We start from the raw sequence: 24,221 nt of genomic DNA, 5'->3' as shown, positions 1-24,221 counted from the left end.
GACAGCATTGATCCAAGACGCACTCTCGTAATGGTAGTAATGCTTACTCTTCGCCGAAATCGTCTTTCGCCCGGTATTTCCGCATCCTGCTAGAGCCCGACTGCAGTCCCCCAAGCGCATTTCCGTCGGACCTCGCGGGCTTTGCAGTTTCATATCGAAGCGCGCTCCCGCCCTTTTTCAATCGTGGCAGGTTCAGAAATTGAACCGCTGTTGGCTATCGCATAGACCGCCGGAAATAGAAGCAATGTCAGGGCGGTTGCGGTGAACAATCCACCGATCACCACCGTCGCGAGCGGGCGTTGTACCTCGCTGCCGGGCGAAGTTGAGAGGGCCATCGGGATGAATCCGAGCGACGCGACCAACGCCGTCATCAATACCGGACGCAATCGAAGTTCGGCGGCCTTTCTGATCGCGTCTGCCGGCGCGGCGCCAGCAGACTCGAGCTGGCGGCAAAAGGAGACGAGCACGAGTCCATTGAGAACCGCGACGCCGAACAGCGCGATGAATCCGACGCCGGCGGAAATGCTGAACGGCAGTCCGCGGATCCAGAGCGCGACGATTCCACCGATCACGGCGAACGGCACATTGAGAAAAATCAGGATTGCGGGCTTGAGTTCGCGGAACGCCATCCAGAGCATGAACACGATCAGCGCGAGCGCCATCGGCACGACGACGGCGAGCCGACGCCGCGCGTTGAGAAAATTCTCGAATTGGCCGCCCCATTCGATGCGATAGCCAGCGGGAAGCGCGAGCCCGCGCGCGACTGACATCTGCGCATCGTTCACGACCGACACGAGATCGCGGCCGCGCACATTGAACTCGACCGTCCGGCGGCGCGAAAGCTGGCTGCGATTTATCAGCGCGGGACCGCTTCCGATCGTTATCGTGGCGACGTCGCCAAGCGGCACCATCTGGCCGGTGGTGGATTTGAGCGGCAGCGACTTGATCGCATCGAGATCGTTTTCGAACCGTGAGGTGATTTTTACGACCAGGTCGAATCGGCGATCGCCTTCAAACACGACTCCCGCGGTTCTGCCGACCGCCATCGTTTGCGCCAGCAAGTTCACGTCGTCCACCGTCAGGCCATAACGAGCGAGCCTTGCGCGGTCGGGAGTGATTCGCAGATAGGTGAGACCGGTGCCTTGCTCGACCCGGAGATCAACTACGCCCGGAACCCGCCGCATCAGATCGCCGGCTGTTTGGGCCAATCGTTGCAGCGTGTCGAGGTCAGGGCCGTAAATCTGTGCAGCGACATCAGAGCGCGCGCCCGCCACCAGTTCATTGGTCCGCATCTCGATCGGCTGCGATACCGCCAGCCCAGCTTCGGGGACGGCTCTCTCCACCGCCGCGCTGAGCTGCTCGCCTAGCCCGTCTTTGGTGAGTCCTCTCCTCCATTCACGATGCGGTTTCAGTTCGATATAGACGTCGGTCTGCTCGACACCCATCGGATCGGTGGCGATCTCTGGCGCCCCGGTTTTGCTGACCACGTGGGCGACTTCGGGGACGCTGAGCAATGCCTGCTGGATTCGCTGATCGGTAGCGATCGATTCACCGAGCGAAATGCCGGGCAGCCGTCTCACCTCGATCAACAGATCGCCTTCGTCGAGTTGGGGAACGAACTCGGCGCCGAGACGCGTAAAAATTCCGAGCCCTGCCACCAGCAGTGCCGCGCCGATCCAGATGGCGGTCCATCTTCGCCGCAGCACGCGATCCAGCATCGGCCGGTAAGCTCGGTCGGCCTGCCGCATCAGCCACGCTTCATGGTTCGATTCGGCCGGTACCAGGAAGTAGCTCGCGAGCACCGGCACGATAGTCAGCGAGGCGACGAACGCGCCGGCCAGTGCGAACAACACCGTCATCGCCATCGGATGGAACAATTTGCCTTCCATCCCACCCAGCGCGAGGATCGGCATATACACGATCGCGATAATCGCCTCGCCGAAGATGCTGGCGCTGCGCACTTCGACGGCCGCATCGTGAATGACGCTGGTGCGTTCCTCAGGAGTAAGCGGCGCGCCTTTGCGGCGCCGGAACTCGCTTAGCCGCCGCACCGAGTTTTCGACGATAATTACCGCCCCATCGACGATCAGGCCAAAGTCGATCGCGCCGAGGCTCATCAGATTGCCCGAGGTTCCGGTCAGGTTCATCATCACCACCGCGAACATCATCGAGAGCGGGATCGTGACTGCTACGATGAGGCCCGCGCGCAGATCTCCCAGCAGGAGCAACAGGACGGCAATCACCAGGGCGGCGCCCTCGATCAGATTCTTCGCAACGGTGTGGATGGTCGAGTTGACGAGGATCGAGCGATCATAGAACGGCTCAATTACCATTCCCTTCGGCAGCGTGGGCTGGAGCGCGGCGACCTTCCTCTCGACCGCCTGCGTAACGGTGCGGGAGTTTTCACCCATCAGCATCATCGCGACGCCGACCGCCACCTCGCCCTTCGCATCGATCGAAGCCGCGCCGCGTCTCAATTGCGGACCGAAGCGGACTTCGCCGAGGTTGGATATCGTAATGGAAATTCCCTGAGGCGTGGCGCCGACGACCACTTTCTTGAGATCGTCCAGGCTTTTTACCAGCCCGTTGGTTCCGATGACGTACTGTTCGCGATTGTGCTCGATATACCCGCCGCCCGCGTTGGCGTTGGTCAATTCAAGAGCGCGCACAACGTCCTGTATTGAAAGCCCCGCGGCTTGCACCCGGTTTGAATCGACGATCACCTGGTATTGGCGATTCTCGCCGCCGAAGCTATTCACCTCGACCACGCCCGGCACCGAGCGGAGTTGCGGCGCGATGTACCAGTCGAGCACTTCCTCAAGTTCCATGAGCGAGTGCCCCTTGCCCTTGACGGCGAATTGATAAATCTCGCCGAGGCCGGTGCTAATCGGGCCCATTTCGGGCTTGCCGTACACGATGGGAACCGCTTCGGACGCCTCGCGCATCCGCTCGCTCACGAGCTGTCGCGCCAGATAGATGTTGGTCTTGTCGGTGAACACCACCGTCACCACCGAAATTCCGTATTTCGAAATCGAGCGGATTTCGGTCACGTTGGGAATCCCGGACATCGCGCGCTCGACCGGAACTGAGACGTATTGCTCCATTTCGAGCGGCGAGAGCGCGGGCGCGGAGGTGATGACCTGGACCTGGATATTGGTCAGGTCGGGAATCGCGTCGATTGGGAGCCGGGTGGCAGAATCGATCGCGAACACGCAAAAGATCGCGAATGCGACGAGCACCACAGGCCGGCTGTCGAGCGACCAGCGGACGATTGCGCCCAGCAGCCTCATCTCAATCGCCCTCCTCGCCGAAGGTGCCTTTGAGCACGACGCTCTTGAGGGTGAAGACTCCGGAAGTTACGACCTGTTCGCCGGCGCGCAGTCCCTCGAGCACTTCGACTCTCCCTTCCGCAGAACGGCCGAGAGTAACTTGATGGACCGCGTATTCGCCGTTGGGATCCTGCACGAAGACGACATCGCGGTTCGCGATCTGCGTGATCGCTCCTAACGGAACTACGATGCGGGCGGGCTGGCTCGCGGAGTCTCTCATCACCACCCGCGCGATGCCGAAAAGCCCCGCCTTCAGATCGCGTCCCTGGTCCTTGATCACGATTCGGGCCACCACGGTCCGAGCTGACGGATCGATCTCGCGGCCGATAGTTTCGACGTCGCCCTGGAAGACCTGCTTTGGATAGGCGTTGAGACGGATGTCCGCCTTGGCGCCTTCCGTGACGTGAGACAAATCCTTCTCGAAGAGCCGGCCGAGAAAATAAGCGCGGTTGAGATTGGCGACTACGGCCAGCACCCATTCGGGACCAACCACCTGGCCTGCCACCGCATTGCGCTTCAGCACGTAGCCGTCGATCGGAGTTCGAAGCTCGAGCCGTGCCGCATCGCTCGTGTAGGCTCCTGCGCCCGAACCGAATGCAGCCAGCGACTGTGATGCGGCCGTTTCATCTGCCTCGAGTGCACGGGCTTCGGCGGTTGCAGTGGCCAGCTCCTGACCTGAAGCAAGCCCCTTCTTCGCGAGATTTCGCAGACGTTCCGCGTTTAGCCGCGCTGCATTCGCCCGGGCGCCGGCGGACGTAAGCGCCGCCCGCGCGTGCGCAAGTTCCGGCGAGTTCAGGACCACCAGCAACGCGCCCGCCTTGACCCAGTCGCCCTCCTTGAAGCTGACCTGGACGATCCGACCCTGCGCGCGCGCCACTACTTGCGCCGATCTATCGGGATCGGGCGCGATTTCTCCCGTCAGTTCGACCGTCGCCGGCAGCGATGCGATCGCCACCGGTTGAACTTCCAGATGCACCGCGGCCCTGACCTGCGGCGATAGAGAGACCCTGCTCGGAAGCTCTTCATGATGAGTGTCGGGTTTGTTCGGCTGCGCCGGCGACGCGTCCCGCGCGGCGACTTTTTCCGCTGGCGGCAACTCGGGGCTTCGACCACATGCGCTAAGCGCGACGAAGAATGCCAAAAACATTGCCATCGCAATAATCAGCAAGCGGCTCATGGACGGCCCTCCGCCAGATCGAATCCACTCATGCGCATCAGGTTGACCCACGCGGCGGCATACGCGCGCCGCGCCTCGACATGCCCGAGTTCAAGTTGGATCAGACTTCGCTGTGCGAGCAGCGCGTCACGCACTGTGAGTTGCCTGGACGAAAGTCCTTCGCCGATCGCGCCAAGGTCCCGCTTCGCGCGGACCATCAGGTCGGGAAAATATTGCTGAAGCGCCGCGCGACGCGATCGCCAATCGGCGTAGGCCTGCGCAACTTGGATGCGCACTTGCCGGCGAACCAGAGCGACGTTCGCACTGGCCTGCTCGATTCGCGCGATCGTCTCCTGGATCTCACCGGCGCGGCTGGGCCAGATCGGCGATAGCAGCGGAATTGGAATCGAGATCCCGCCGCCAATGACCCGCTCGCTGAAGCCGTCGCGCTGCGCGAAGAAGGAAACCGTCGGATTCGGAATCTGCAGGCGCCGAATCAGATCGAGACGGCTTTCGAGTACCCGGCGCTCCGCCTGCGCCGCCGCGATCTCGCCTCTCAGCATCAGCGCCGTGGTTTCAAGTCCAGCCAATCCCGCCTCGATTGCGGTGGGAGTGGTCTGCTGCGGCGACAACTCTCCGGTGACGGAAATCGGCTCTGCCGGGTCTAATCCCAGCAGACCCGCGAGCAGGGTCTGCGCGCTACTCTGGCGGCGTTCGGCTTCATAGCGAATCTGTGAGATCTGCACGGCCTCCGATTTCGCGACATCTGCATCCACCGGCGAGACCAGCGATTCTTGCGCCCTCGCCTGGGCGAGAGCCCCGAGCCCATCAGCCACGCGTCCAACCTCACGCGCAAGTTGGACAAAATCGTTGGCCGCAACGACGTCGAAGTACGCCGCGAGCGCCTGCGCAGACACATCAAGCCGCACGACCGCATATCTTCGAATCTCGGCATCGAGCGTCGCGTCCACCTCTCGAAGACGCGCACCGCGTTGGCCCCCAATCTCAACTTCCTGCGAGAGCGTGACGTACCAATTGAAGGTGGAGCCCGGCGCGCCGCCGAAGAACGTGCGCTGGTCAGCTTGAAACGACACACCGGGCAGTCTCGGCAACCAGACGCCCGCCGTCACGCGGCGTCCAGCTAACGCCTGCAGTTCGAGCCGCGCGCGCCGGACCTCGGGGCTTTGGTCCAAAGCGCAGCGGACTACTTCACGCTGCGTCACCGGTCCGGTACATGCGCCCTGGGCGCTGGCGCTGCACCAATCGAAAAGGGAAATGGTCGCTGCCGCAAGAGCGGCGAATATATCTCTTCGCATTCTCTATCCTCGAAGCTGGACAACGAACCTGCATACGCCACAAATAGAAACGGGCGCACGTCGTGCCTAAGCGGGTGTCAGCTTCGAGGCGGGCGAAAGAAGTCCTTGGGTTCGAGGATGTCGCGGAATGGCTCTTCAAGCGGTATTGAAACAAACTGTGTCAAGTCTGTCTGAGTGACGAGCGGCGTTGGAACGCTCACTGCGGCTATTCGGCTCAAATGCCCGCACGTGCACGTCGGGCAGAACGGCAGGCAATTGTCGCCTTGTGGAGTCGGGCTCGTCGGGCTGGTGCAATCCGCGACTTCGCCGCTGAACGCGGTCGCGACAAAGTGCGAAAACCCGGAAATCTCAAATATCAGAACCGAAAAAATTAAAATGATCAGCGCTCCAGAGAACGACGCGCGCCCCCGCCGTATCGTCAGCGGCCCCAATGCACGTGCCTTGCTCCAGTTCCTTGACATCATGGTGGGCAGATCGGGTGTTCGACCCAGTTTCTCGTTTGAATGCCAAGGTTGTCAAGCCGCAAACAAGGATCCGGCCAAATATCACAGCGCAGACTGGGGGATTGAATCCGCGATTCGAGTAGGCGCGATCTCGTTTGAGCGAACCGGGCAACAATCTGTCATGATGAGGCAATGAAACTCGCCGCCACAATCGGATTGATCGCGCTCTGCTCGACGCTCAGCGCGTGCTGGTTCTACTCGAAGCCGGAAGGCGACCCCGCCGCCGGTTGCCGCACCACGACGTACGGCGTCGCGATCGCCTCGACCAGCAACACCAGTTGCCCGCCCGACAATCCTCCACCGCCCGTACCCGCACCCGCGCCTGCGCTGCCGCCACCCTCGCTGTAACACGATGCGCATATCTCGCGATCGTTAAACGGGTAATCATCGTATCGTAAAATCATCGGCAGAAGTGATGCTGCCCCAGACGCTCACCGCCGACGCCGGGCATGATCGGATGCGCCTCGACGTTTTCATTTCGATGCGCCTCGCGCCGGAGTATTCGCGCTCGCAAGTCGCGCGCATGATCAAGGCGGGGCTGGTGACCGTCAATGGCGGCATCGCGCGGGCGGCGAGCGGGATTCGTGCCGGCGACCGCATCGACATTGCGGCGCCCGCGGCGAACGCTCCGCTCGATCCGGATTCGTTGCGCAGCGGCGCTCCTGAAATTCCGATCGTGTTCGCCGACGACGAAATTATCGTCGTGAACAAGCCGCCCGGCATGACGGTGCATCCTGCGCCGGGTCATCCTGACGGCACGCTGGTCGATGCGCTGCTCGCGCGATTCCCGGAACTCGCGACGATGGCCGAGCCCGACGGCGTGCTGCGTCCCGGGATCGTGCATCGGCTCGACAAGGACACCTCGGGCATCATGGTGGTGGCGCGGACTCCGTTTGCGCGCACCGCGCTTTCGCGCCAGTTCAAGGAGCGCACCGTCAGGAAAATCTATCTTGCGATCGTCAAGGGAGTCGTCGCGCGCGATCAGTTGAGCGTCGAGCGCCCCGTCGGACGTCATCCGATCGAGCGCAAGCGAATGTCGGTCAGTTCGCACGTGCCGCGCGATGCGATCAGCCACTTCACCGTGCTCCGACGTTTTGCCGCGACCAAGGAATCCAGCGGCGCTTCGCTGATCCGGGTGCGGCCCGAGACTGGCCGGATGCATCAGATAAGAGTGCATCTCGCGTCGATTGGGCATCCGTGCCTCGGCGATAAACTGTACGGCGGCGCGAAGCACGGCGACAGCGATCACTTCGATCGGCAGGCGCTGCACGCGCTGGCGCTGACGATCGAGCATCCGCGGAAACGCGATCGCCGGCAGTTCGTCGCGCCGCCGCCGGCCGACTTCGTGCGATTTCTAGCACTCCATGATTGCCCGATCGACGATCAGGTAATCGCGCGATGGATCGATTCTTCATGAGGGGGCGTTGACATGCCGGCCTCGGATCAGTAGCGTTTTGCTTGAGCTTCCGCACTGAGGACGCTGAGACGGTCGGGTGAGTAGTTAGAACCGTTTCCATGCGGTCCCGAATTCCGAATTCACGGCCTTAGTTGTTCCAAACCCCGACCGCTTGGGCACTGGCGAATCGAATTTGCGTATCTCGCTCGGCGAGACGCCCGTCGCCCACAACGTCAATAACCTGCAGCACCGGTATCGAACAGCCGCCAGTTGCAGCATCCAAGGTAAAAGAGAGAGTCCAGGTTGCGGGGAAGGCACATGGGCAAGAGCAGAGGGTTGGCGAAGAGCGACGATCGTCACTTCGACGAAAGTCGTTCGCAAAACGGAGCGCCGCGCCAGGTTAATCTGGACAGCAATCCGAATCTTCCGCCTCCGGCGCCGGTTATCAGCGATGACGGCGTACTCAATCTAAAATCACTAAAGCGGGCCAAGATTACCGAGCTGGCGCAGATCGCACGCGACTTCAATGTCGAGGGCGCGACCAACATGCGCAAGCAGGAGATGACTTTTGCGATCCTGCAGGCGCAGGCCGCGCGCAACGGATCGATCCTCGGCGAAGGTGTGCTTGAAATCCTGCCCGACGGCTTCGGTTTCCTGCGCGCTCCCGATTACAACTACCTGCCGGGTCCCGACGACATCTATATATCGCCGAGCCAGATTCGCAAATTCGGGCTGCGCACCGGCGACGTCGTGTCGGGCCTTATCCGGCCGCCGAAAGAAGGCGAGCGCTACTTCGCGTTGCTCAAGGTCGAGTCGATCAACTACGAGGATCCGGAAAAAGCGCGCGACAAAATCCTCTTCGACAACCTGACGCCGCTCTATCCCGAGGAGCACATCAAGCTCGAGTACGATCCCGCCGACCTGACGACTCGCATCATCGATTTGGTCGCGCCGATTGGCAAAGGCCAGCGCGGACTTATCGTCGCGGCGCCGTTCACCGGCAAAACCATGATGCTGCAAGCGATCGCCAAAGCGATCGCGCATAACCATCCTGAGATCGTGCTGATCGTGCTGCTCGTCGATGAGCGTCCCGAGGAAGTCACTGACATGCTGCGCTCCGTACAGGGTGAGGTCATCAGCTCGACCTTCGACGAGCCCGCGACGCGGCACGTGCAGGTGGCCGAGATGGTGATCGAGAAGGCGCGGCGGCTGGTCGAGCACGGGCGCGACGTCGTGATCCTGCTCGATTCGATCACGCGGCTCGCGCGCGCCTACAACACGGTGGTGCCGCCGTCGGGCAAAATCCTCTCGGGCGGCGTCGATTCGAACGCTCTGCACAAGCCCAAGAAATTCTTCGGCGCCGCGCGCAACACCGAGGACGGCGGCAGCTTGACGATTATCGCGACGGCGCTGGTCGATACCGGCAGCCGCATGGATGAAGTTATCTTCGAAGAGTTCAAGGGCACCGGCAATCAGCAGATCGCGCTCGATCGCCGCCTGCTCGAGAAGCGCGTGTTCCCGACCATCGATATCCAGCGCTCGCTGACGCGCAAGGAAGAGCTACTGCTGCCGCGCGCCACGCTGAATCGCGTCTTCATCCTGCGCCGGCTGCTCTCGCAGCTCAATGCGGTCGAGGCGATGGAATTTTTGATCGACAAGATGGAGAAGACCAAGACCAACGAGGAATTCCTCGAATCGATGAACGCGTGACAACGCAACCGGGACTCCCCTTTGTCATTCAGAGCGAAGGCTGCCGGAGCGAAGAATCCCGGATCTGGTGTCTTGCCTTTGCTCTTGCCGCGACTGCATCCTCACCGCCTCGTCGCTTTGCGCCTCGGCTGCCTCTCCCGCAACAAAGCGGGCGAGGCATAAGAGGGCGGCCTCCGCTCAAGATGACGGAATCGGCGCAACCGGAGCCGTTGGTACTGGCTGAATTAAGACACTCGATGCGGCAAATTAAGACAGCCTTGTCTCGTGGCGAACGAGAACTGGCACGGCATATCGACGGCGGTATCCGGCAGTTTGTGATCACGTTGCGTCGCGCGGGCGTCGAGACGTTTGAATCCTGCGAAGGTGGCAGAGGCCATGCTTTCCCCGATCCGACGATTAGGTTTCATGGCGATAGCGGAGAAGGATTCCGGGCAGTCGGTATTGCTCTGACGCACGGGCTTCCCGTGCTGCATCTCAGGCGCACTTACACCGTCAGCGATAGTGTGCTCGCTGGGCCTTATTGGGAACTTACTTTTCGGAGCAAGGCTTAGCTAGGAAAGACGCGCACAGTGCTCGCATTTGGGATGACCACCAGTGCCGGGCACGCGATTATACGACTCGATATTGTTGCCTTCTGTGCACCTGTCGTTGTCGTGATAAACAGCCTTGTGCGATGCCAGTTTGGAGTGAAACGCTGCAACTTTTGCCATCTGACTCAGCCTCCGCTGTCACTTTCAGAAAGTGACTAAATGTGGGGCGATCAGATACCTTTTTTGACTCACTGTCAACCGTGCCTTTTGGCACTGAGCGCGGGAAATTAAGACAGTCGCCATCCAGTGGATATAGGTTTGACGTTAGCATAGAATTGTGTTAGCGCCGCTGTGTTGGCGGACGCAGGAGAAAGCAGACTTGACCCGAAATTTGCGGTTCAGCTCCAGTTGCTGGATATTCTCGCGACTGTGGTTCAACTCGGTATACCGTGGGGAGCAGCGTGCTTCATCGCGTATATGGGTTTCCTCTCAATCGATGCACTCGCGGGAAAAGTTACCTTCGCGGAACTTGGCGCGAGATTTATAGGCGATGTCCGAATCAACGAAGCTCTAGCGTGGTTTCTTTCTGGCGCATTCGGATGGTATGGACTAAATGAGCGCCGGTTGCGACGAAAGCACATCGAACGTATCGCACCACAAATCAACGAATTGGAGTCGCGCCTTGATCCCAAGCGTACATCCAGCCGCCTTACCCCTCATGGGACTACCAGGCGCGAGGATAAGCGATGACTATTGATCAATGGCTTGGCGAGATGCACTTTTGGAGTTTGCTTGCCGGAGTGTGGTTGTTGCTGTTCGCGTGCTGGCGTCCGTATCGACTCGACGCTCTTCGCGAAACTCTGTTCGCTCTGAGGGATGAGTTATTTCTCATCGCAGACGATGAAGAAAGCCTATCGTTCAGCCATCCGGCGTATACCGAACTTAGGAATCATTTGAACAGCATGATCCGGTTTGCGGAAAAAATGACGTTTTTTCGGTCATTGGTGTTTTGGTCGTCTGTGCCGAAAGCAGTCACCAAATCGGACGTAAACGAGCTTCAGGGACTACCTCTTCACGTCCAAAAAAGGATGCTCCGTATCAGAGCGGAAGCAAGCGTTGCTGTTGCAAACCACGTTATCTATGGATCTCCCTTGCTTCTCATTGTTTTTCACGCACTTCAGACAATCGGCCATGCTAATAATTTCGCGAAAACACTTGTGAATCGAGTTCGTTCAGGAATCGCGCGCCCTCTTGAAGCACAGGCCCGTGATCAATATCGTCTCGCGTCCTAACTGCGCGGTTTGTTTGTCCCCTTGCCGCCGCGTCCGACGATCAATCTGAATCGCGGTGCGCCTGCTCGCAATGTCGATTGTGGCGTGCGATCTGGCAACGGCGGCATGTCCTGCGGCTCAAGCGCGGCGTGTACAAGCTCGCCAATCGTCCAGATATGATCCGTGGTACCAAGCGCCATCGCTGGCGTGCAGCGCAAGGATTCATGCACGCGACATAGGTTGTAGAAGCTGACCCACAGCGAGATCGCGGCGCGATGACTTTCCAGTTTCTTTGAAAATCCGTTCGTCAAGCGCGTGCAGCGGCGCATCTGCATCCGGCTCGACAAATTGAATCGCTCGACATACGACGTGCTGATTTTCTCAGGATCGGGAAGTCCTCTTATCGTGGTCTTTTCGACGGTGCTGACATGGCCGGGGGAGTAGCGATGCGCCGCATCCGGCAAATTGGAATCAGAGACGTATTGCTTCGTGATCATCGCGTAATCCACGTCCCAACCGAACGCGGCCTCGACCGCGCCAACGTACGGCGCATACCCGTCCGACGTGATCTGCGGACGATTCACGATGCGTCCGCGTAGATCGCGCGCCAGCGCGTAGGTGTTTGCCGTTGACCGCTTCCCTACCAGATACGACAGAACGGCCTTCTGCGTGGCCGCCAACGCGACGAACAGCCATACATCACCGTACTCGGCAGGATCGCCATCGTTAACGCGCTTCTGCTTTTTCTGGATGAAATCCCATTGCTCATCAAGCTCGATCTGATTCACTTGCAGATCGCGCATCATGCGGTCATGGAGACGTTCGCAGCCGTCGCCGACGCGAAGGCTGAGGCTTATTATCGTGTTGCGGTTTACGTTGGTCAGGCGTTCAGTCGAGCGGATCGAGCAGCCTTCGGTCAGCGCGCTTATCGCTTGGACCTGTTTCTCGAATGGGAGAATGTTCATTGCCAGCCCCTGATCTTGCTTTGCATCGGTTGGGCGGCGACAATGAAAGAGCCATCTTTGATGTGTCCGCCAAACCCGGATGCGTTGAAGTGAGACTGGCGCGGGTGTTAGAGCACTCGCGCCGGTCGGCTTTCATCCACAGGCTCACCACGGCCCCTCGCGCCTGACGCAGCCACGCAGTCAGGGCGGGGGCCTTTTTGTTGTCGCCCCGCGCATCGGTGAGCGCGGATGTCGGGGCTAATATGGTTCTCACTTCGGTTCCTCCGTTTTCACATTTTCGGACGGCTTCTCGCCCGAAGGCTTGTCTTCCTGTGCGGGGGTCGGGTCTCCGTTCTTTCCTTTGCGTTTTTTCGACTTGCCGGGATACCACTCAGCCAATCCCCATCGTCCCCGCGCCACGGAAATAAACTCATCCGAACGGCTCAGCATACTGCTCAGATTCGCAGTGTCATCAATTGGAGATTCGATTGCCTTGCCGCGATACAGAGCGGCTGCAATGTCTTCGAGGCTGGCTGGCTGCTTTGTCCGCCTTTGCAGAAATCCCTTCGCGGCAGCGATCTGAGTCATTCCAAAAAAGTCGCCGGGGGTTACTAATTCCTCAACCGTAATTCCAGAGACGACGGTTGGAACGACCGTCCGAATCGGCGCTTCAGCCTCTGGTTCTATGCGGGACTCGCTTAAACCCAACTCGCGCCTCAGCCGATTTATCATGAGATTAAGATCGTCGCGCTCGCGCTCCCATTCTTGCAGTAGCGCCCTTTTGGCCTCATTGATGTCTGCCATTTGCTCGTCCCTCGATTGATGACTACATTGACAGAAGTTGTCATTGTTGTCAATCAACGAATCGCATCGCTGATTGACACCACTGCCGACGCGAGCATAGGCTTATCGATGGGAGTTTGGAAAGTGCGGGGACGTGGTAGAGCGGTTGAATACAGCGATCTGCAAAATCGTACGCCGGTTGCTCGGCGCGTGGGTTCAAATCCCACCGTCCCCGCCCGCAGACTATTTCATAGACTCGACAAGGCTGCTAGATGGGGACGATGAAACCCCGCCACGCTGTCGCGCTCGCGCTTGTGGGATGGTATCTGATGCTGTGCGATCCCTCCATATCAGACATAATGCCGTCGTTCGCGTGTCGTCTGGAAAAAGGATTCGATACAGCCAAGGAATGTGAAGAGGCGCGGGCCAAAGCCGTTATTCCGCCCGGACCTGCGACGGTTGAGAAGCATCAGACAAAGCACGAGTTTCGATGCTTTTCGTCGGACGACGCGCGGTTCAAAGAGCCAAACTAAGACACTCGCGACTTGAAATTCAGACACTCAGCCCCGAATTAAGACAGTACCGAGCCGTTCGCACGGCTTTATTGAACGGCGGCAGCCTGATATTAAGTGGGGATCGCCCCAAGCGGGGCCAAGAGGCAGGAACTAAATTCTATGACTGAAATCAGCATGAAGCAGCTACTGGAGGCCGGCGTTCACTTCGGCCATCAGACCAGCCGCTGGAACCCGAAGATGAAGCAATACATCTTCGGCGCCCGCAACGGCATCTACATTATCGATCTGCAGCAGACCGTGAAGATGTTTCGCGCGACCTTCGATTTCGCGCGCGATCTGGCCGCCGCCGGCGGCACGATGCTGTTCGTCGGAACCAAGAAACAGGCCCAGGATATCGTCAAGGACGAGGCCGAGCGCTGCGGGATGTTCTACGTGAACAATCGATGGCTCGGCGGGATGCTCACCAACTTCCAGACCATCCGCGCTTCGATCGATCGCCTGAAAAAGCTCGAAGAGACAATGGCCGATCCTGAAATGATCAAGGCGCTCACCAAAAAAGAAATGAGCGACAACGGCCGCGAGCACGAAAAGCTGATGCACACGCTCGGCGGCATCAAAAATATGCGCAAGCTGCCCGATGCGCTGTGGGTGATCGACACCAAGAAAGAGGATATCGCGGTGGCCGAGGCGAACCGGCTCGGGATTCCGGTGGCTGCGGTGGTCGATACCAATTGCGATCCCGACCTGATCGCCTATCGTATCCCCGGCAACGACGACGCGATCCGCGCGATCAAGCTGTTCACCGCCGCGGTTGCCGACGCGATTATCGACGGCAAGCAGATCGCCGAGGAGCGCGCGAAGGGCCAGCAGGACGGCGGTTCGAGCAGTCCGCCGAGCGATGGCGGCGCGCCGGCCGATTCTCCGAGCACGATCTAGCGCGAAACTCTTTTCCGTTTGACGATAACAATCGGCGGCGATCGGATGACGATCGCCGCTTGCACCATAGTTGCCCTGCGAACGATACTGTCTGAGCTACAGGAATAGCCCATGAAAATTGACCCAAAAACAGTCATGGCACTGCGCGAGAAAACCGGCGCAGGCGTGATGGATTGCAAAAAGGCGCTGGCCGAGACCGCCGGCGACCTCGAAAAGGCCGTAACCTGGCTCCACGACAAGGGTATCGCCGCGGCCGCGCAACGCGCCGACCGGGTTGCATCCGAAGGCTCGGTCGGATCGTACATACATGCGGGTGGGAAGCTCGGCGTGTTGATCGAAGTCAATTGCGAGACCGATTTCTGCGCCAAGTCGGAAGCTTTCCAGGCGCTGGTCAAGGAACTGGCGATGCAGGTTGCGGCGGCCAATCCGGTCTGCGTCAAGCGCGAGGATGTGTCGGCTGCGGTGATCGAGCAGGAACGGCAGATCTACGCCTCACAGGCCGAGGGCAAGCCGGCCGGGGTCGTCACCAAGATCATCGAGGGCAAGGTCGATAAGTTTTACCGGGAGTCCTGTCTCCTCGAGCAAGCTTATATTCGCGATCCGAACAAGAGCGTCAGCGACCTGCTAACCGAAGCGGGGCTGCAGATGCGCGAGAAAATCGAGGTTCGCCGCTTCATGCGTTTCCAGTTGGGTGAACCCAACGAACCGGGCGTTGCGAACTGAGGAACCTGAACTGGCGTTTCGCCGATTCGAGGAGTGGGGGCTCGCGATCCATGGCTGAAGTCCAGGCCGCCGCAAACCTGAAGCCGCGCTTCAGCCGAATCCTGCTGAAACTCTCCGGCGAGGCGCTGGCGCCGGCCCAGGGCGCGGGCCTCGACCCAGACGCGCTTTCGCAGATCGCTCTCGAAATTAAGGAAGTCGCGCAACTCGATCTGCAGATCGCGATCGTGATCGGCGCCGGCAATTATATCCGCGGCAGCGACTATGAAGCGCGCGGGATGGATCGTTCCGCCGCCGACCAGATGGGCATGCTCGCGACCGTGATCAATTCGCTCGCGCTGCAAAATGCCCTCGAGCAGGTCGGGATCGTGACCCGCGTGATGTCCGCGATCGAGATGCACGACGTCTGCGAGCCGTATATCCGCCGCCGCGCGGTGCGCCATCTGGAAAAGGGCCGCGTCGTGATTTTCGCCGCCGGCACCGGCAATCCGTACTTCACCACCGATACCGCGGCGAGTCTGCGCGCGATGGAAATCGGCGCCGAGGTGATTCTCAAGGCCAGCCACACCGTTGACGGCGTGTACGATCGCGATCCGATGCGCGAGCCCGACGCCAAGCGGTTCGAACGGCTGACCTACATCGAAGTCTTGCAGAAAAATCTCAAGGTGATGGATTCGACCGCAATCTCGATGTGCATGGATAATCGGCTGCCCATTATCGTGTTCAATCTGCGCAAACCGGGTAATATAAGAAGGGCCGTGATGGGCGAGTCAATCGGAACCTGGGTGGAGAGCGCCACGTGACGATGCTCACAGAGACAATCGAAGATGCGCGCAAGGAAATGGAGAAGACAGTCGAGGCGTTTCGCCACGAACTGGCGCGAGTCCGCACCGGCCGCGCGTCCACCGCGCTGGTCGAAAATCTGCAAGTCAATTACTACGGCTCGAAGACGCCGCTGCGCCAGCTCGCGGGATTGTCGGCGCCCGAGCCGCGCCTGATCGTGATCACGCCTTACGACAAGGGCTCCCTGCACGATATCGAAAAAGCGATCCAGACCTCGGACCTCAGTCTCAATCCGATGAGCGACGGCAAGTTGATCAGGATTCCGATTCCGGAATTAACCGAGGAACGGCGCAAGGACCTGGTCAAGCACGTTCGCAAAATCGCCGAAGAGTTTCGCGTCGGCGTCCGCAATCATCGCCGCGACGCCAACGACATGCTGAAGGAACTGCACAAGGACAAGCAGGCGACCGAGGACGAGATGCGCGCCGGCGAGGCCAAGGTCCAGCAGTTCACCACCGAGTTCATCGAGAAGGTCGACAAGGTTCTGAGCGCCAAGGAAGCGGAGATAATGGAGGTCTGAGTTCGCCCGCGGAGCGTACGCCTCGAAAGCGGGAGGAGTTCGAGCAGCCCGATCAGCAAGTGACCATCTCATTGCCATTAAACGATTTTCCGGCGTTATCCGTCGATTCCTCGCGACTGCCGCGCCACGTCGCGATCGTCATGGACGGCAACGGCCGCTGGGCGCGCGGCCACGGACTGCCGCGCCACGAGGGCCATCGCCGCGGCAAGGATTCGGTGCGCGCGGTCGTCGAAGCGGCGCGCGAACTCGGCATCCCATATCTCACCTTGTTCGCGTTCTCTAACGAGAACTGGCATCGCCCGAGCACCGAAGTCAGTTTCCTGATGCAGCTCTTTCATCGCTATCTCATCACCGAGACCAAGCGCCTGATGAAGCGCGATATTCGCGTCGTTGCGCTCGGCGAAACCGATCGGCTGCCGCCTCGCGTGCGCCAGGCCCTGGCCGCCACCGTCGAAGCGACCCGCGACAATCGCACGATGACGGTTGCGATCGCGCTCTCCTACGGCGGGCGGCAGGATGTCGTGAACGCGGTGAAAGCAATCGCGCAGTCGGTCGCCGACGGCAAGCTCTCTCCCGACGAAATCGATGAGCAGACCGTCGCCCGCGAACTGACGACCGGCGGCTTGCCCGACCCGGATCTTTTGATTCGCACCTCGGGCGAACTTCGCATCTCGAATTTTTTCCTGTTTCAGCTCGCCTACACCGAACTCTATTTCACCGATACGCTGTGGCCCGATTTCCGGGAGCGCGATTTCCTTGCCGCGCTGGCCGCGTATCAGCTTCGCGAGCGCCGCTTCGGCGCAGTCTCGAACGGCGCCGACCACCCGCTGCGTGCTCAAAACTAGGCTCTGGACCGCAGCGATCGCGCTGCCGGTATTGCTCGCCGCGATCTTGTTTGGATCCGATTCGTTTTTCCGATTGTTCATCGCGGTCCTTGGATGCTTCGCGCTCTACGAGATCGCAGCGATGACTTGGGCTGCGAGCCCCGGCCGCATCGCGCTCGCGATTGCGATTCTTCTCGCCGTCGGCGCAGTTCCGCTGTTCGCACTGCTGTACTGCGGCGATGCGGGCTGGCTTTTGCCGACGCTGGTCATACTCATGATGCTCGCGCTGATGATCGTCGTCGCGCGCCGCGGCGCTGACGCGGGACCTAAGGGCCTCGCGTTGACCGCGATCGGAGCCGCATATGCCGGCGTCCTGTTTCCCTACTTCGCCTTGCTACGAAACTCGCCGCGCGGAATCGAGTTGCTCGTCCTGATGCTCGCGCTGGTGATTGCGAGCGACACCGGCGCCTATTTCGTCGGGCGCGGAATCGGAAAAACCAAACTGATGCCGCTCGTTAGTCCGAACAAGACTGTCGAGGGAGCAATCGGCGGACTCGTCTCGTCGATCATCGCCGGCCTGATGCTGCGCCCGATGCTGGCGCCCGACTGGAGCATCGCCGGCGCCGCGATCTTCTCAGCCGCTATCGCCGTGCTCGCGCAACTTGGCGACCTTGCCGGCTCCGCGCTGAAACGCTCCGCTGGAGTCAAGGACTCGGGCTGGCTGTTCCCGGGGCACGGCGGGCTGATCGATCGAACTTGTTCGCTGGTTTTGGCGGCGGTTTTCACCTACTATTACTCGTAATGCGGCTTCGCGGGCCGTTTTTTTTCTGCTCGAATCCTCATCAAAAGAGGGCAAGCTTTGAATAGGAACATTTTTGTAGTCGCCGATCGCCGCGGGCTCGTATGCTGATATCGATTCTCGCCGCCGCACTTATTTTCGCCGTGCTGGTCATCGTGCACGAGGCAGGTCACTTCGCGATGGCCAAGCGGCTCGGCGTGCGCGTGCTGCGTTTCTCCATCGGCTATCCCCCCAAACTGTGGGGAACCAGGCGCGGCGAGACTGAATACTCGATCGGTGCGACGCCCTTCGGCGGTTACGTGCGGATGCTCGGCGACGAAGTCGGCGAAAATCCCAAGAGCGAGGAACTCGCGAACTATCTCCACGAGATCGGCCTCGACGTGATTGGCGATGCTCGCGCTCACAGCCGCATCAAGCCCACTTCCGACTTCGATCAAAATCTGCGAACCATCGCCGAGCGTCTTGCCTTCTCGCCATCCGATGCCGCCACGACTATCGGTCGCGAACTTCGCCCCGACGAAGCGGGCCTGATCGACGAAATCAATCAGCGCGGGTCGGTCGAAGAATCGATCAAGTTTCTCACCGAGCATCCGCCTCCGGTACTGCTCAAGTCATTTCAGAAGCGTGCGTTCCCCACGCAGAGTCTCGGCAAGCGCATCCTGATCGTTCTCGCCGGACCGCTCTCGAACCTCCTTTTTGCCCCGGTCCTGCTCACCGTCGTCTTCATGGTCGGGGTACCGCTGCTGTTGCCCGTGGTCGGACAAGTCAAACCGGATCTGCCCGCCTTCAAAGCCGGCCTCCGCACCGGCGACCGAATCATTTCGCTCAACGGTCAGCCGACCGACAGTTGGAACGACTTCTCGCGCCGAATCAAAGAGGGCGACGGCACTCCCTTCAAGGTCGAAATCGTTCGCACCGACGGCGCGGCCTCGAGCAAGCAAACGATCGTCGTCACCCCCACCAAACAGGAGCAGAAGACCATCTACGGCACCATGGCGGCGACGTGGGTGATCGGCGTGCTGCCGCGCGGCGATGAAACCCGCAAGCGCTTCGGTCCGCTGAGCGCGTTCGGCCACGGCGTCACCACCTCGATCGACATGGCGAAGCAACTGGTCGTCGGGATCGCGAGTATCGTCACCGGCGCGATTCCGGTGCGCGAGGCTCTCGGTGGCCCAATCATGATTGCCCAGATGGCTGGCCGCGAGGCGCACGAAGGATTCTCGAGCCTCGCGATGTTCACCGTAATGCTTAGCCTCGAACTCGGCATCATCAACCTGCTGCCGGTCCCGCTGCTCGACGGCGGCCATCTGCTGTTCTTCGCCTTCGAGGGCGTGCTGGGCCGGCCGCTCGAGTTGCGCTATCGCGAGATGATGCTGCAAGTCGGGCTGTTTCTGCTGGTCGCGCTGATGGCGTTTGTCATCTTCAATGATATCTCGCGCATTGTTCAGGGTTGAGCAGCTCCTCGACGAAGGAGCATCGACGGGCCACGTCCTCGGACTCGACACTGCAACCGGAGTCGCGAGCCTCGCGCTGATTTCGCATGGGCGAGTGATCGACAAAATCGATCGCGCCGTTGCGTCTCACAGCGTTTCAATCCCCGCCATCGTCGATGAACTCGTAGGCAACGCCGGGCTTTCGATCAGCGAACTGAACGCAATCGCGGTCGGAATTGGACCCGGCTCATACACCGGCCTTCGAATCGGACTCAGCTATGCAAAAGGCCTCGTGCTGGCCACCGGATGCTCCCTCGTCGGTGTTCCGAGCTTCGACTCAATCGCGATCGCAGCGCGCGAGTCCGGCGAGGTTGCACCGGGCGCCTCGATTTGCGTTATTTTTGACGCCAGAAGGGGCGAAGTGTACGCAGCCCTTTACCGAGTCGTGGCCGATCGGCTAGAAAAACGATCAGAGGAATCGGTAGTCGCGCTCGAACACCTGGCATCGCGCATCACCGGGGATACGCTGTTCGTCGGTGACTCATGCGCGAACGATGCGGCGGCCCTGGTTGGAAGGCGGGGGCTCGGGGTGGCGGTTCTCGAAACAGGGACGCTCGATTTGCGCGGAGTTTGCGTCGCGGCGATTGGCGCAGCGCGGCTGGCTCATGGCGAAAAGGATCGAGGCGAATCGCTTGAACCGCTTTATATAAGAACGCCGGATTCCACCTTCAGGAAGACCACCAGGGATCCGGCCGCAATAGCCACGGAGGGCTTATGGAGCAGCGAGAGGAAGAAATCATCCGGCGGCATCTAGATCAGGATCAGGAATTGAAGAGTCTCTACACCGAGCATCAGGGATTAAAACGCAAGCTGGAAGAATTCCGTCATAAGCACTATCTGACCACCGAAGAGGCAATCGAAGAAAAGCGCATCCAGAAGCTCAAACTGGCCTCCAAAGACCGGATGATGGCGATCCTCGGCCGCTATCAACACGAGGCTCGCTGACCCGGCGGATTCCGGCCATGTGTGCGCGCACCCTACTGCATGAGAAGTCATACGATATCGGTTCTGGTTGAAAACGAATTCGGCGTGCTCGCGCGCGTGGCCGGACTGTTTTCCAGCCGCGGCTTCAACATCGAATCTCTGACCGTCAATGAGGATCCGCTCGATCCGACGGTCTCGAGAATTGTGCTCGTCACCACCGGCGACGATCAGATCCTCGAGCAAATCAACAAACAACTGAACAAGCTCGTTTGTGTCATCAAGATTGCCGACTTCAAGGACGTCGAAACTATCGACCGCGAGATGGTGATCGTAAAGGTCTCCGTCGATGAACGCACGCGCGGCGAGCTGGATTCGATCGTCGCGGCGTTTCGCGCCCACGTGATCGATATCGGCCCGCGCGCGATCACCGTCGAACTCACCGGCGACGCCGAAAAAATCAAGGCATTCATCGCGATCGTGCGCCCACTCGGAATCAAGGAAGTGGTTCGCTCGGGCAAAGTCGCGATGGCGCGCGCGGTGCAACTGAACGCCGAAAATCATCAAAATCGGCGCGTGCGCGAATCTTCCGAATAGCAGGAGAAATCGAATGAAGGTTTATTACGACCGCGACGCCGACCCGAGCGCGCTCAAAGGCAAAAAAATCGCGGTCATCGGCTTCGGCAGCCAGGGACACGCACACGCCCTCAACCTCCGCGACAGCGGGATGGAGGTATGCGTCGGCCTCGGCAAAAGCTCGCCCTCGCGCGCGAAGGCCGCCCAACAAGGACTGCCCGTCTTCGACACCGCCGAAGCTGCCCGCCAGGCCGATATCATCATGATGCTCGTGCCGGACGAGATGGGCTCCGAAATCTACGAAGCCGAAATCGCGAAGCATCTGACCAAGGGTAAATACCTGGCCTTCGGTCACGGCTTCAATATCCATTTCAAATTCATCCAGCCGCCGCCCGACGTGAACGTGTTCATGATCGCGCCGAAAGGCCCAGGCCATCTCGTGCGATCGGAATACACCAAAGGCCGTGGCGTTCCGTGCCTGCTTGCGGTTCAGCAGGATCCGTCGAAAGACACGGCCAAGGTCGGTCTCGCTTACGGCAGCGCGATCGGAGGCGCGCGCGCGGCGGTGATCGAAACCACTTTCAAGGAAGAGACTGAGACCGATCTGTTCGGCGAGCAATCGGTGCTATGCGGCGGGCTGACCGAACTGATTCGCGCCGGTTACGAAACGCTGGTCGAAGCCGGCTATGCACCCGAGATGGCATACTTCGAATGCCTGCACGAAGTTAAGTTGATCGTCGATTTGATCTACGAGGGCGGCATCTCGAACATGCGTTACTCGATTAGCAACACTGCGGAATACGGCGATATGACGCGCGGCAAGCGCGTCGTCGGCGGGCCCTCGCGCGAGGCGATGAAACAAATCCTGGCCGACATCCAGTCGGGCAAATTCGCCAACGAATGGATCGGCGAGTATCGCGCCGGGCTGCCGCATTTCCGGGAATTGCGCAAGGAAGCCGAGCATCATCCGATCGAGGAGGTCGGCCGCAAGCTGCGCTCGTTCATGCCGTGGCTCGCGAGCGATCGCCTGGTCGATAAATCGAAGAACTAGGCTCCATTGGCCGGTGAGACAGATAGTGGCCGCCCAACAGCCGGCGGATTGATCGCGCGCGCGGCGAAACTTATCGGCATCGCCGCGGAAGGCGTGATCATGTCCGTCGCCGTCACCGCGGCAGGCATCATACTGATCGCGCTCGGCGCGAAATCGATCGGTGCGATCGTCGTGCTGATCGCGATCGCGGTCGCGATGTTCTTCCGCGATCCCGACCGCTTCCCGGCCCGCACCGACGGCGTTGTGATCTCGGGCGCGGACGGCAAAGTCACCGACATTGCCGAGGTCGCTTTCCCGGCCGGCGCGGGCGATCGATGCCATCGCGTGTCCGTCTTCATGTCGCCGCTCAACGTCCACGTAAATCGCGCTCCCGTCGGCGGCGTGGTCACGATGGTCGAGCACACCTCGGGCGAATTTCGCGCCGCGTTTCGCGATGACGCCAGCGAGCACAACGAGCGCAATCTGATCGCGATGTCCGACCCGCTGGGCCGCAGGTTCGCGATGCTCCAGGTGGCCGGTTACCTGGCCCGGCGCATAGTTTGCCGGTTGCGCGCGCGTGATAGAATACAGGTAGCCCAAAGGATCGGACTCATCATGTTCGGCAGCCGCGTCGATCACTTCTTTCCCGCTGAATACCGGGTCATGGTCACGATGGGCCAACGCGTGCGGGCGGGCGAGACTATCATCGGAGCAATCGAACCATGAGCCGCAATTCCCGGCGTTCGCGCGATGAACGCGCTCGGATGGAACTCCACTCCGCGCGGGAGCAGAACCCAAGTTCCGATAGCCGCTTGCGGCGCGGAGTTTTCCTGCTCCCCGCGACCATCACGTCGATTGGCCTGCTCTCCGGTTTCTATTCGATCGTCTCTGCCGTAAGCGGCCATTTCGAAGTCGCCGCCGTATTGATCGGACTCGCCTTCGTCTGCGACGGCCTCGACGGACGCGTCGCGCGCGCGTCCCGCACCTCGAGCCACTTCGGCGTCGAGTACGACAGCCTTTCCGACCTCGTCGCGTTCGGCGTCGCGCCCGCGATGCTGATGTATTCGTGGGCGCTCAAACCGATCGGCTCGACCGGTATCGCGATCAGCGGACTCTTTGTGATTTGCGCTGCGCTACGTCTCGCGCGTTTCAATGTGCAAACTGCGACCGCCGACAAGCATCGCTTCACCGGATTGCCGGTCCCCGGCGCCGCGGCAATGATCGCCGGGATGGCGCTCGCGTACAGCTATTTCGAACTCGATTCGCCGCGCACGCTATGCGCGTTCATGGCGCCGATCACGCTCGCGCTCGCTGGCCTGATGATCTCGCGCGTCCCCTACCCGAGTTTCAAAACCCTGAAACTCGACAAGCGCGCGCAGGTCGAGTTGGTAATCGCGATGGTGGTATTCGCGGCGATGCTGTTCGCGATGCCGCAACTCACCGCTTTTCTTATCTCGACGGCGTACGTGCTCTCCGGTCCGATCCTGCTCGTGCGCGGCGAACAGATGCGCGCCAAGGTTTCTGTGCTGCGACCCGTCGCAGTCGAGAAACCGCATGCCGCCAACGGCGCATCGCCGCGCCCCGCCCGCCCTACCGGCAGCCTCCCCGCACCAACTGTCGACCACGAATAGCGAAACATCGGGCACAGTCGGACTGAGCTTCGCTAGCTGCGAGTGTACTGATCTGCTTGAATATTCCCCGCCGGAAGTCTAGAGGGTGGCGAGTATGATCTATCTGGTGGTGTTTGCGGTGCCGGCGCTTTTCGTTCTTGTCATGGGTTTGCTTGATTGGCGGTTCAGACCCGGTACCTGGCAGGATTTAATCTGTGATTTGGGATGGGACTCTCACGTGTTGGCGTGGGGCGCGCTGGGCGGCGTTTTTACCAACTCTAACATCAATGCATCTTTCGAGAGTCAGAATCAGGTCGTAATCGCGGCGTTGATTTGCGTCGGACTACTGCTGATTCTGGCAATCTGCCTGCTTGGGCTTCTGCCACCAAGATATCAGCCACAAGTTGCATGGAAGGCAGTACTTGCATTGACCTTGGGCGGTTTCGCGCTGGCCGTTCCCGGCACTATCGCGTACCGTGCGCATATGTGAAAATGG

General features: G+C 60.3%; 27 protein-coding genes and 1 tRNA gene. 21 read left to right on the top strand and 7 right to left on the bottom strand.

Translation table 11 applies throughout. The annotated features are described in order from the left end of the window. Positions 1–149: 149 nt before the first annotated feature. Genes Q7S58_RS14845 through Q7S58_RS14835 form a run of 3 tightly spaced genes read right to left on the bottom strand, consistent with a single transcriptional unit; the run spans position 150 to position 5,678 of the window. Complete coding sequence (locus tag Q7S58_RS14845) at positions 150–3,290, bottom strand: efflux RND transporter permease subunit (protein WP_304827267.1); 3,141 nt, start codon at positions 3,288–3,290, stop codon at positions 150–152. A 1-nt stretch (position 3,291) separates the two neighbouring features. Next, positions 3,292–4,482: an efflux RND transporter periplasmic adaptor subunit gene (locus Q7S58_RS14840; protein ID WP_304827264.1), complete on the bottom strand. Its 1,191-nt coding sequence runs from the start codon at positions 4,480–4,482 to the stop codon at positions 3,292–3,294. A 20-nt stretch (positions 4,483–4,502) separates the two neighbouring features. Beyond that, entirely contained in the window at positions 4,503–5,678 is a 1,176-nt protein-coding gene (locus Q7S58_RS14835; RefSeq protein ID WP_370655525.1) for a TolC family protein, read from the bottom strand. A 297-nt stretch (positions 5,679–5,975) separates the two neighbouring features. Between Q7S58_RS14835 and Q7S58_RS14830 the strand changes: the two genes are divergently transcribed. Beyond that, on the top strand, positions 5,976–6,440 hold the full coding sequence (locus tag Q7S58_RS14830) for a hypothetical protein (RefSeq protein WP_304827258.1): 465 nt from the start codon (positions 5,976–5,978) through the stop codon (positions 6,438–6,440). 58 nt (positions 6,441–6,498) lie between these two features. Here the strand turns inward: Q7S58_RS14830 and Q7S58_RS14825 are convergent, their stop codons facing one another. Next, positions 6,499–6,708, bottom strand: coding sequence for a hypothetical protein (locus Q7S58_RS14825; RefSeq protein WP_304827255.1), 210 nt, complete (start codon positions 6,706–6,708; stop codon positions 6,499–6,501). A gap of 11 nt (positions 6,709–6,719) precedes the next feature. On the opposite strand from Q7S58_RS14825, the gene Q7S58_RS14820 reads away from it, so the two are divergent. The 3 genes from Q7S58_RS14820 to Q7S58_RS14810 all read left to right on the top strand — a co-directional run bounded on the left by Q7S58_RS14820 (position 6,720) and on the right by Q7S58_RS14810 (position 9,961). Beyond that, a complete protein-coding gene (locus tag Q7S58_RS14820) occupies positions 6,720–7,721 on the top strand; it encodes an RluA family pseudouridine synthase (protein ID WP_304827332.1) in 1,002 nt (333 codons plus the stop codon). A gap of 297 nt (positions 7,722–8,018) precedes the next feature. After that, positions 8,019–9,410 carry a transcription termination factor Rho gene (gene rho / locus Q7S58_RS14815; RefSeq protein WP_304827252.1) on the top strand — a complete coding sequence of 464 codons (1,392 nt, stop codon included), beginning with the start codon at positions 8,019–8,021 and terminating at the stop codon, positions 9,408–9,410. A 236-nt stretch (positions 9,411–9,646) separates the two neighbouring features. Further along, positions 9,647–9,961: a hypothetical protein gene (locus Q7S58_RS14810; RefSeq protein ID WP_304827249.1), complete on the top strand. Its 315-nt coding sequence runs from the start codon at positions 9,647–9,649 to the stop codon at positions 9,959–9,961. Here Q7S58_RS14810 and Q7S58_RS14805 read toward each other — a convergent pair whose 3' ends face one another. Then, on the bottom strand, positions 9,962–10,120 hold the full coding sequence (locus tag Q7S58_RS14805) for a hypothetical protein (protein WP_304827246.1): 159 nt from the start codon (positions 10,118–10,120) through the stop codon (positions 9,962–9,964). It abuts the gene before it with no gap. Positions 10,121–10,686: 566 nt separating this feature from the next. On the opposite strand from Q7S58_RS14805, the gene Q7S58_RS14800 reads away from it, so the two are divergent. After that, a complete protein-coding gene (locus tag Q7S58_RS14800) occupies positions 10,687–11,232 on the top strand; it encodes a hypothetical protein (protein WP_304827242.1) in 546 nt (181 codons plus the stop codon). Here Q7S58_RS14800 and Q7S58_RS14795 read toward each other — a convergent pair. Then, positions 11,229–11,999 carry a hypothetical protein gene (locus tag Q7S58_RS14795; protein ID WP_304827239.1) on the bottom strand — a complete coding sequence of 257 codons (771 nt, stop codon included), beginning with the start codon at positions 11,997–11,999 and terminating at the stop codon, positions 11,229–11,231. The two genes, Q7S58_RS14800 and Q7S58_RS14795, sit on opposite strands and share 4 nt — an antisense overlap. Here Q7S58_RS14795 and Q7S58_RS14790 point away from each other — a divergent pair. Beyond that, positions 11,973–12,269 carry a hypothetical protein gene (locus tag Q7S58_RS14790; RefSeq protein ID WP_304827236.1) on the top strand — a complete coding sequence of 99 codons (297 nt, stop codon included), beginning with the start codon at positions 11,973–11,975 and terminating at the stop codon, positions 12,267–12,269. The two genes, Q7S58_RS14795 and Q7S58_RS14790, sit on opposite strands and share 27 nt — an antisense overlap. A gap of 156 nt (positions 12,270–12,425) precedes the next feature. Here Q7S58_RS14790 and Q7S58_RS14785 read toward each other — a convergent pair whose 3' ends face one another. Next, a complete protein-coding gene (locus Q7S58_RS14785; protein ID WP_304827233.1) occupies positions 12,426–12,959 on the bottom strand; it encodes a hypothetical protein in 534 nt (177 codons plus the stop codon). 127 nt (positions 12,960–13,086) lie between these two features. On the opposite strand from Q7S58_RS14785, the gene Q7S58_RS14780 reads away from it, so the two are divergent. The 15 genes from Q7S58_RS14780 to Q7S58_RS14710 all read left to right on the top strand — a co-directional run bounded on the left by Q7S58_RS14780 (position 13,087) and on the right by Q7S58_RS14710 (position 24,215). After that, positions 13,087–13,173: transfer RNA gene (locus Q7S58_RS14780), tRNA-Cys, on the top strand. Between the two features lie 439 nt (positions 13,174–13,612). Beyond that, positions 13,613–14,389, top strand: a complete 777-nt coding sequence (gene rpsB / locus Q7S58_RS14775; protein ID WP_304827230.1) for a 30S ribosomal protein S2 — start codon at positions 13,613–13,615, stop codon at positions 14,387–14,389. Positions 14,390–14,500: 111 nt separating this feature from the next. Next, positions 14,501–15,112, top strand: coding sequence for a translation elongation factor Ts (tsf, locus tag Q7S58_RS14770; protein ID WP_304827227.1), 612 nt, complete (start codon positions 14,501–14,503; stop codon positions 15,110–15,112). A 50-nt stretch (positions 15,113–15,162) separates the two neighbouring features. Further along, a complete protein-coding gene (gene pyrH, locus Q7S58_RS14765; RefSeq protein WP_304827224.1) occupies positions 15,163–15,912 on the top strand; it encodes a UMP kinase in 750 nt (249 codons plus the stop codon). Positions 15,913–15,914: 2 nt separating this feature from the next. Beyond that, complete coding sequence (gene frr / locus Q7S58_RS14760; protein ID WP_304827222.1) at positions 15,915–16,472, top strand: ribosome recycling factor; 558 nt, start codon at positions 15,915–15,917, stop codon at positions 16,470–16,472. Between the two features lie 71 nt (positions 16,473–16,543). Further along, positions 16,544–17,317 (top strand): isoprenyl transferase, encoded by a 774-nt coding sequence (locus Q7S58_RS14755; RefSeq protein ID WP_304827219.1) that lies wholly within the window; start codon positions 16,544–16,546, stop codon positions 17,315–17,317. Then, complete coding sequence (locus tag Q7S58_RS14750) at positions 17,304–18,098, top strand: phosphatidate cytidylyltransferase (RefSeq protein ID WP_304827216.1); 795 nt, start codon at positions 17,304–17,306, stop codon at positions 18,096–18,098. Before Q7S58_RS14755 ends, Q7S58_RS14750 begins: the two co-directional genes overlap by 14 nt. Before the next feature lie 101 nt (positions 18,099–18,199). Continuing rightward, a complete protein-coding gene (rseP, locus tag Q7S58_RS14745; protein WP_304827213.1) occupies positions 18,200–19,549 on the top strand; it encodes an RIP metalloprotease RseP in 1,350 nt (449 codons plus the stop codon). Next, positions 19,536–20,342 carry a tRNA (adenosine(37)-N6)-threonylcarbamoyltransferase complex dimerization subunit type 1 TsaB gene (gene tsaB / locus Q7S58_RS14740; RefSeq protein WP_304827210.1) on the top strand — a complete coding sequence of 269 codons (807 nt, stop codon included), beginning with the start codon at positions 19,536–19,538 and terminating at the stop codon, positions 20,340–20,342. The genes rseP and tsaB overlap by 14 nt, the downstream gene beginning before the upstream one ends. Beyond that, positions 20,303–20,533 carry a hypothetical protein gene (locus Q7S58_RS14735; protein WP_304827207.1) on the top strand — a complete coding sequence of 77 codons (231 nt, stop codon included), beginning with the start codon at positions 20,303–20,305 and terminating at the stop codon, positions 20,531–20,533. The genes tsaB and Q7S58_RS14735 overlap by 40 nt, the downstream gene beginning before the upstream one ends. A gap of 39 nt (positions 20,534–20,572) precedes the next feature. Continuing rightward, on the top strand, positions 20,573–21,106 hold the full coding sequence (ilvN, locus tag Q7S58_RS14730) for an acetolactate synthase small subunit (protein WP_304827204.1): 534 nt from the start codon (positions 20,573–20,575) through the stop codon (positions 21,104–21,106). Positions 21,107–21,119: 13 nt separating this feature from the next. Then, the gene (ilvC, locus tag Q7S58_RS14725; RefSeq protein ID WP_304827201.1) at positions 21,120–22,136 is read left to right on the top strand and encodes a ketol-acid reductoisomerase; all 1,017 of its coding nucleotides are present in this window, start codon (positions 21,120–21,122) and stop codon (positions 22,134–22,136) included. Between the two features lie 6 nt (positions 22,137–22,142). Further along, on the top strand, positions 22,143–22,841 hold the full coding sequence (locus Q7S58_RS14720) for a phosphatidylserine decarboxylase (protein ID WP_304827198.1): 699 nt from the start codon (positions 22,143–22,145) through the stop codon (positions 22,839–22,841). 38 nt (positions 22,842–22,879) lie between these two features. After that, complete coding sequence (pssA, locus tag Q7S58_RS14715; RefSeq protein WP_304827195.1) at positions 22,880–23,746, top strand: CDP-diacylglycerol--serine O-phosphatidyltransferase; 867 nt, start codon at positions 22,880–22,882, stop codon at positions 23,744–23,746. 94 nt (positions 23,747–23,840) lie between these two features. Further along, a complete protein-coding gene (locus tag Q7S58_RS14710) occupies positions 23,841–24,215 on the top strand; it encodes a hypothetical protein (protein ID WP_304827192.1) in 375 nt (124 codons plus the stop codon). The last annotated feature ends 6 nt before the right edge of the window (positions 24,216–24,221 follow it).

It is taken from the genome of Candidatus Binatus sp., from assembly GCF_030646925.1.
Classification (GTDB): Bacteria; Desulfobacterota; Binatia; order Binatales; family Binataceae; genus Binatus.
Note: the sequence above shows the minus strand (reverse complement) of the source record. Positions and strands in the feature narration are given on the sequence as shown.

What these genes read in the sequence shown, in the direction of transcription:
- Q7S58_RS14845 (WP_304827267.1), bottom strand. Translation starts at nt 3,290, where the DNA reads ATGAGGCTGCTGGGCGCAATCGTCCGCTGGTCGCTCGACAGCCGGCCT.
- Q7S58_RS14840 (WP_304827264.1), bottom strand. Translation starts at nt 4,482, where the DNA reads ATGGCAATGTTTTTGGCATTCTTCGTCGCGCTTAGCGCATGTGGTCGA.
- Q7S58_RS14825 (WP_304827255.1), bottom strand. Translation starts at nt 6,708, where the DNA reads ATGATTTTACGATACGATGATTACCCGTTTAACGATCGCGAGATATGC.
- Q7S58_RS14820 (WP_304827332.1), top strand. Translation starts at nt 6,720, where the DNA reads ATGCTGCCCCAGACGCTCACCGCCGACGCCGGGCATGATCGGATGCGC.
- rho (WP_304827252.1), top strand. Translation starts at nt 8,019, where the DNA reads ATGGGCAAGAGCAGAGGGTTGGCGAAGAGCGACGATCGTCACTTCGAC.
- Q7S58_RS14810 (WP_304827249.1), top strand. Translation starts at nt 9,647, where the DNA reads ATGCGGCAAATTAAGACAGCCTTGTCTCGTGGCGAACGAGAACTGGCA.
- Q7S58_RS14805 (WP_304827246.1), bottom strand. Translation starts at nt 10,120, where the DNA reads ATGGCAAAAGTTGCAGCGTTTCACTCCAAACTGGCATCGCACAAGGCT.
- Q7S58_RS14800 (WP_304827242.1), top strand. Translation starts at nt 10,687, where the DNA reads ATGACTATTGATCAATGGCTTGGCGAGATGCACTTTTGGAGTTTGCTT.
- Q7S58_RS14785 (WP_304827233.1), bottom strand. Translation starts at nt 12,959, where the DNA reads ATGGCAGACATCAATGAGGCCAAAAGGGCGCTACTGCAAGAATGGGAG.
- rpsB (WP_304827230.1), top strand. Translation starts at nt 13,613, where the DNA reads ATGACTGAAATCAGCATGAAGCAGCTACTGGAGGCCGGCGTTCACTTC.
- tsf (WP_304827227.1), top strand. Translation starts at nt 14,501, where the DNA reads ATGAAAATTGACCCAAAAACAGTCATGGCACTGCGCGAGAAAACCGGC.
- pyrH (WP_304827224.1), top strand. Translation starts at nt 15,163, where the DNA reads ATGGCTGAAGTCCAGGCCGCCGCAAACCTGAAGCCGCGCTTCAGCCGA.
- frr (WP_304827222.1), top strand. Translation starts at nt 15,915, where the DNA reads ATGCTCACAGAGACAATCGAAGATGCGCGCAAGGAAATGGAGAAGACA.
- rseP (WP_304827213.1), top strand. Translation starts at nt 18,200, where the DNA reads ATGCTGATATCGATTCTCGCCGCCGCACTTATTTTCGCCGTGCTGGTC.
- Q7S58_RS14735 (WP_304827207.1), top strand. Translation starts at nt 20,303, where the DNA reads ATGGAGCAGCGAGAGGAAGAAATCATCCGGCGGCATCTAGATCAGGAT.
- ilvN (WP_304827204.1), top strand. Translation starts at nt 20,573, where the DNA reads ATGAGAAGTCATACGATATCGGTTCTGGTTGAAAACGAATTCGGCGTG.
- ilvC (WP_304827201.1), top strand. Translation starts at nt 21,120, where the DNA reads ATGAAGGTTTATTACGACCGCGACGCCGACCCGAGCGCGCTCAAAGGC.
- pssA (WP_304827195.1), top strand. Translation starts at nt 22,880, where the DNA reads ATGGAACTCCACTCCGCGCGGGAGCAGAACCCAAGTTCCGATAGCCGC.
- Q7S58_RS14710 (WP_304827192.1), top strand. Translation starts at nt 23,841, where the DNA reads ATGATCTATCTGGTGGTGTTTGCGGTGCCGGCGCTTTTCGTTCTTGTC.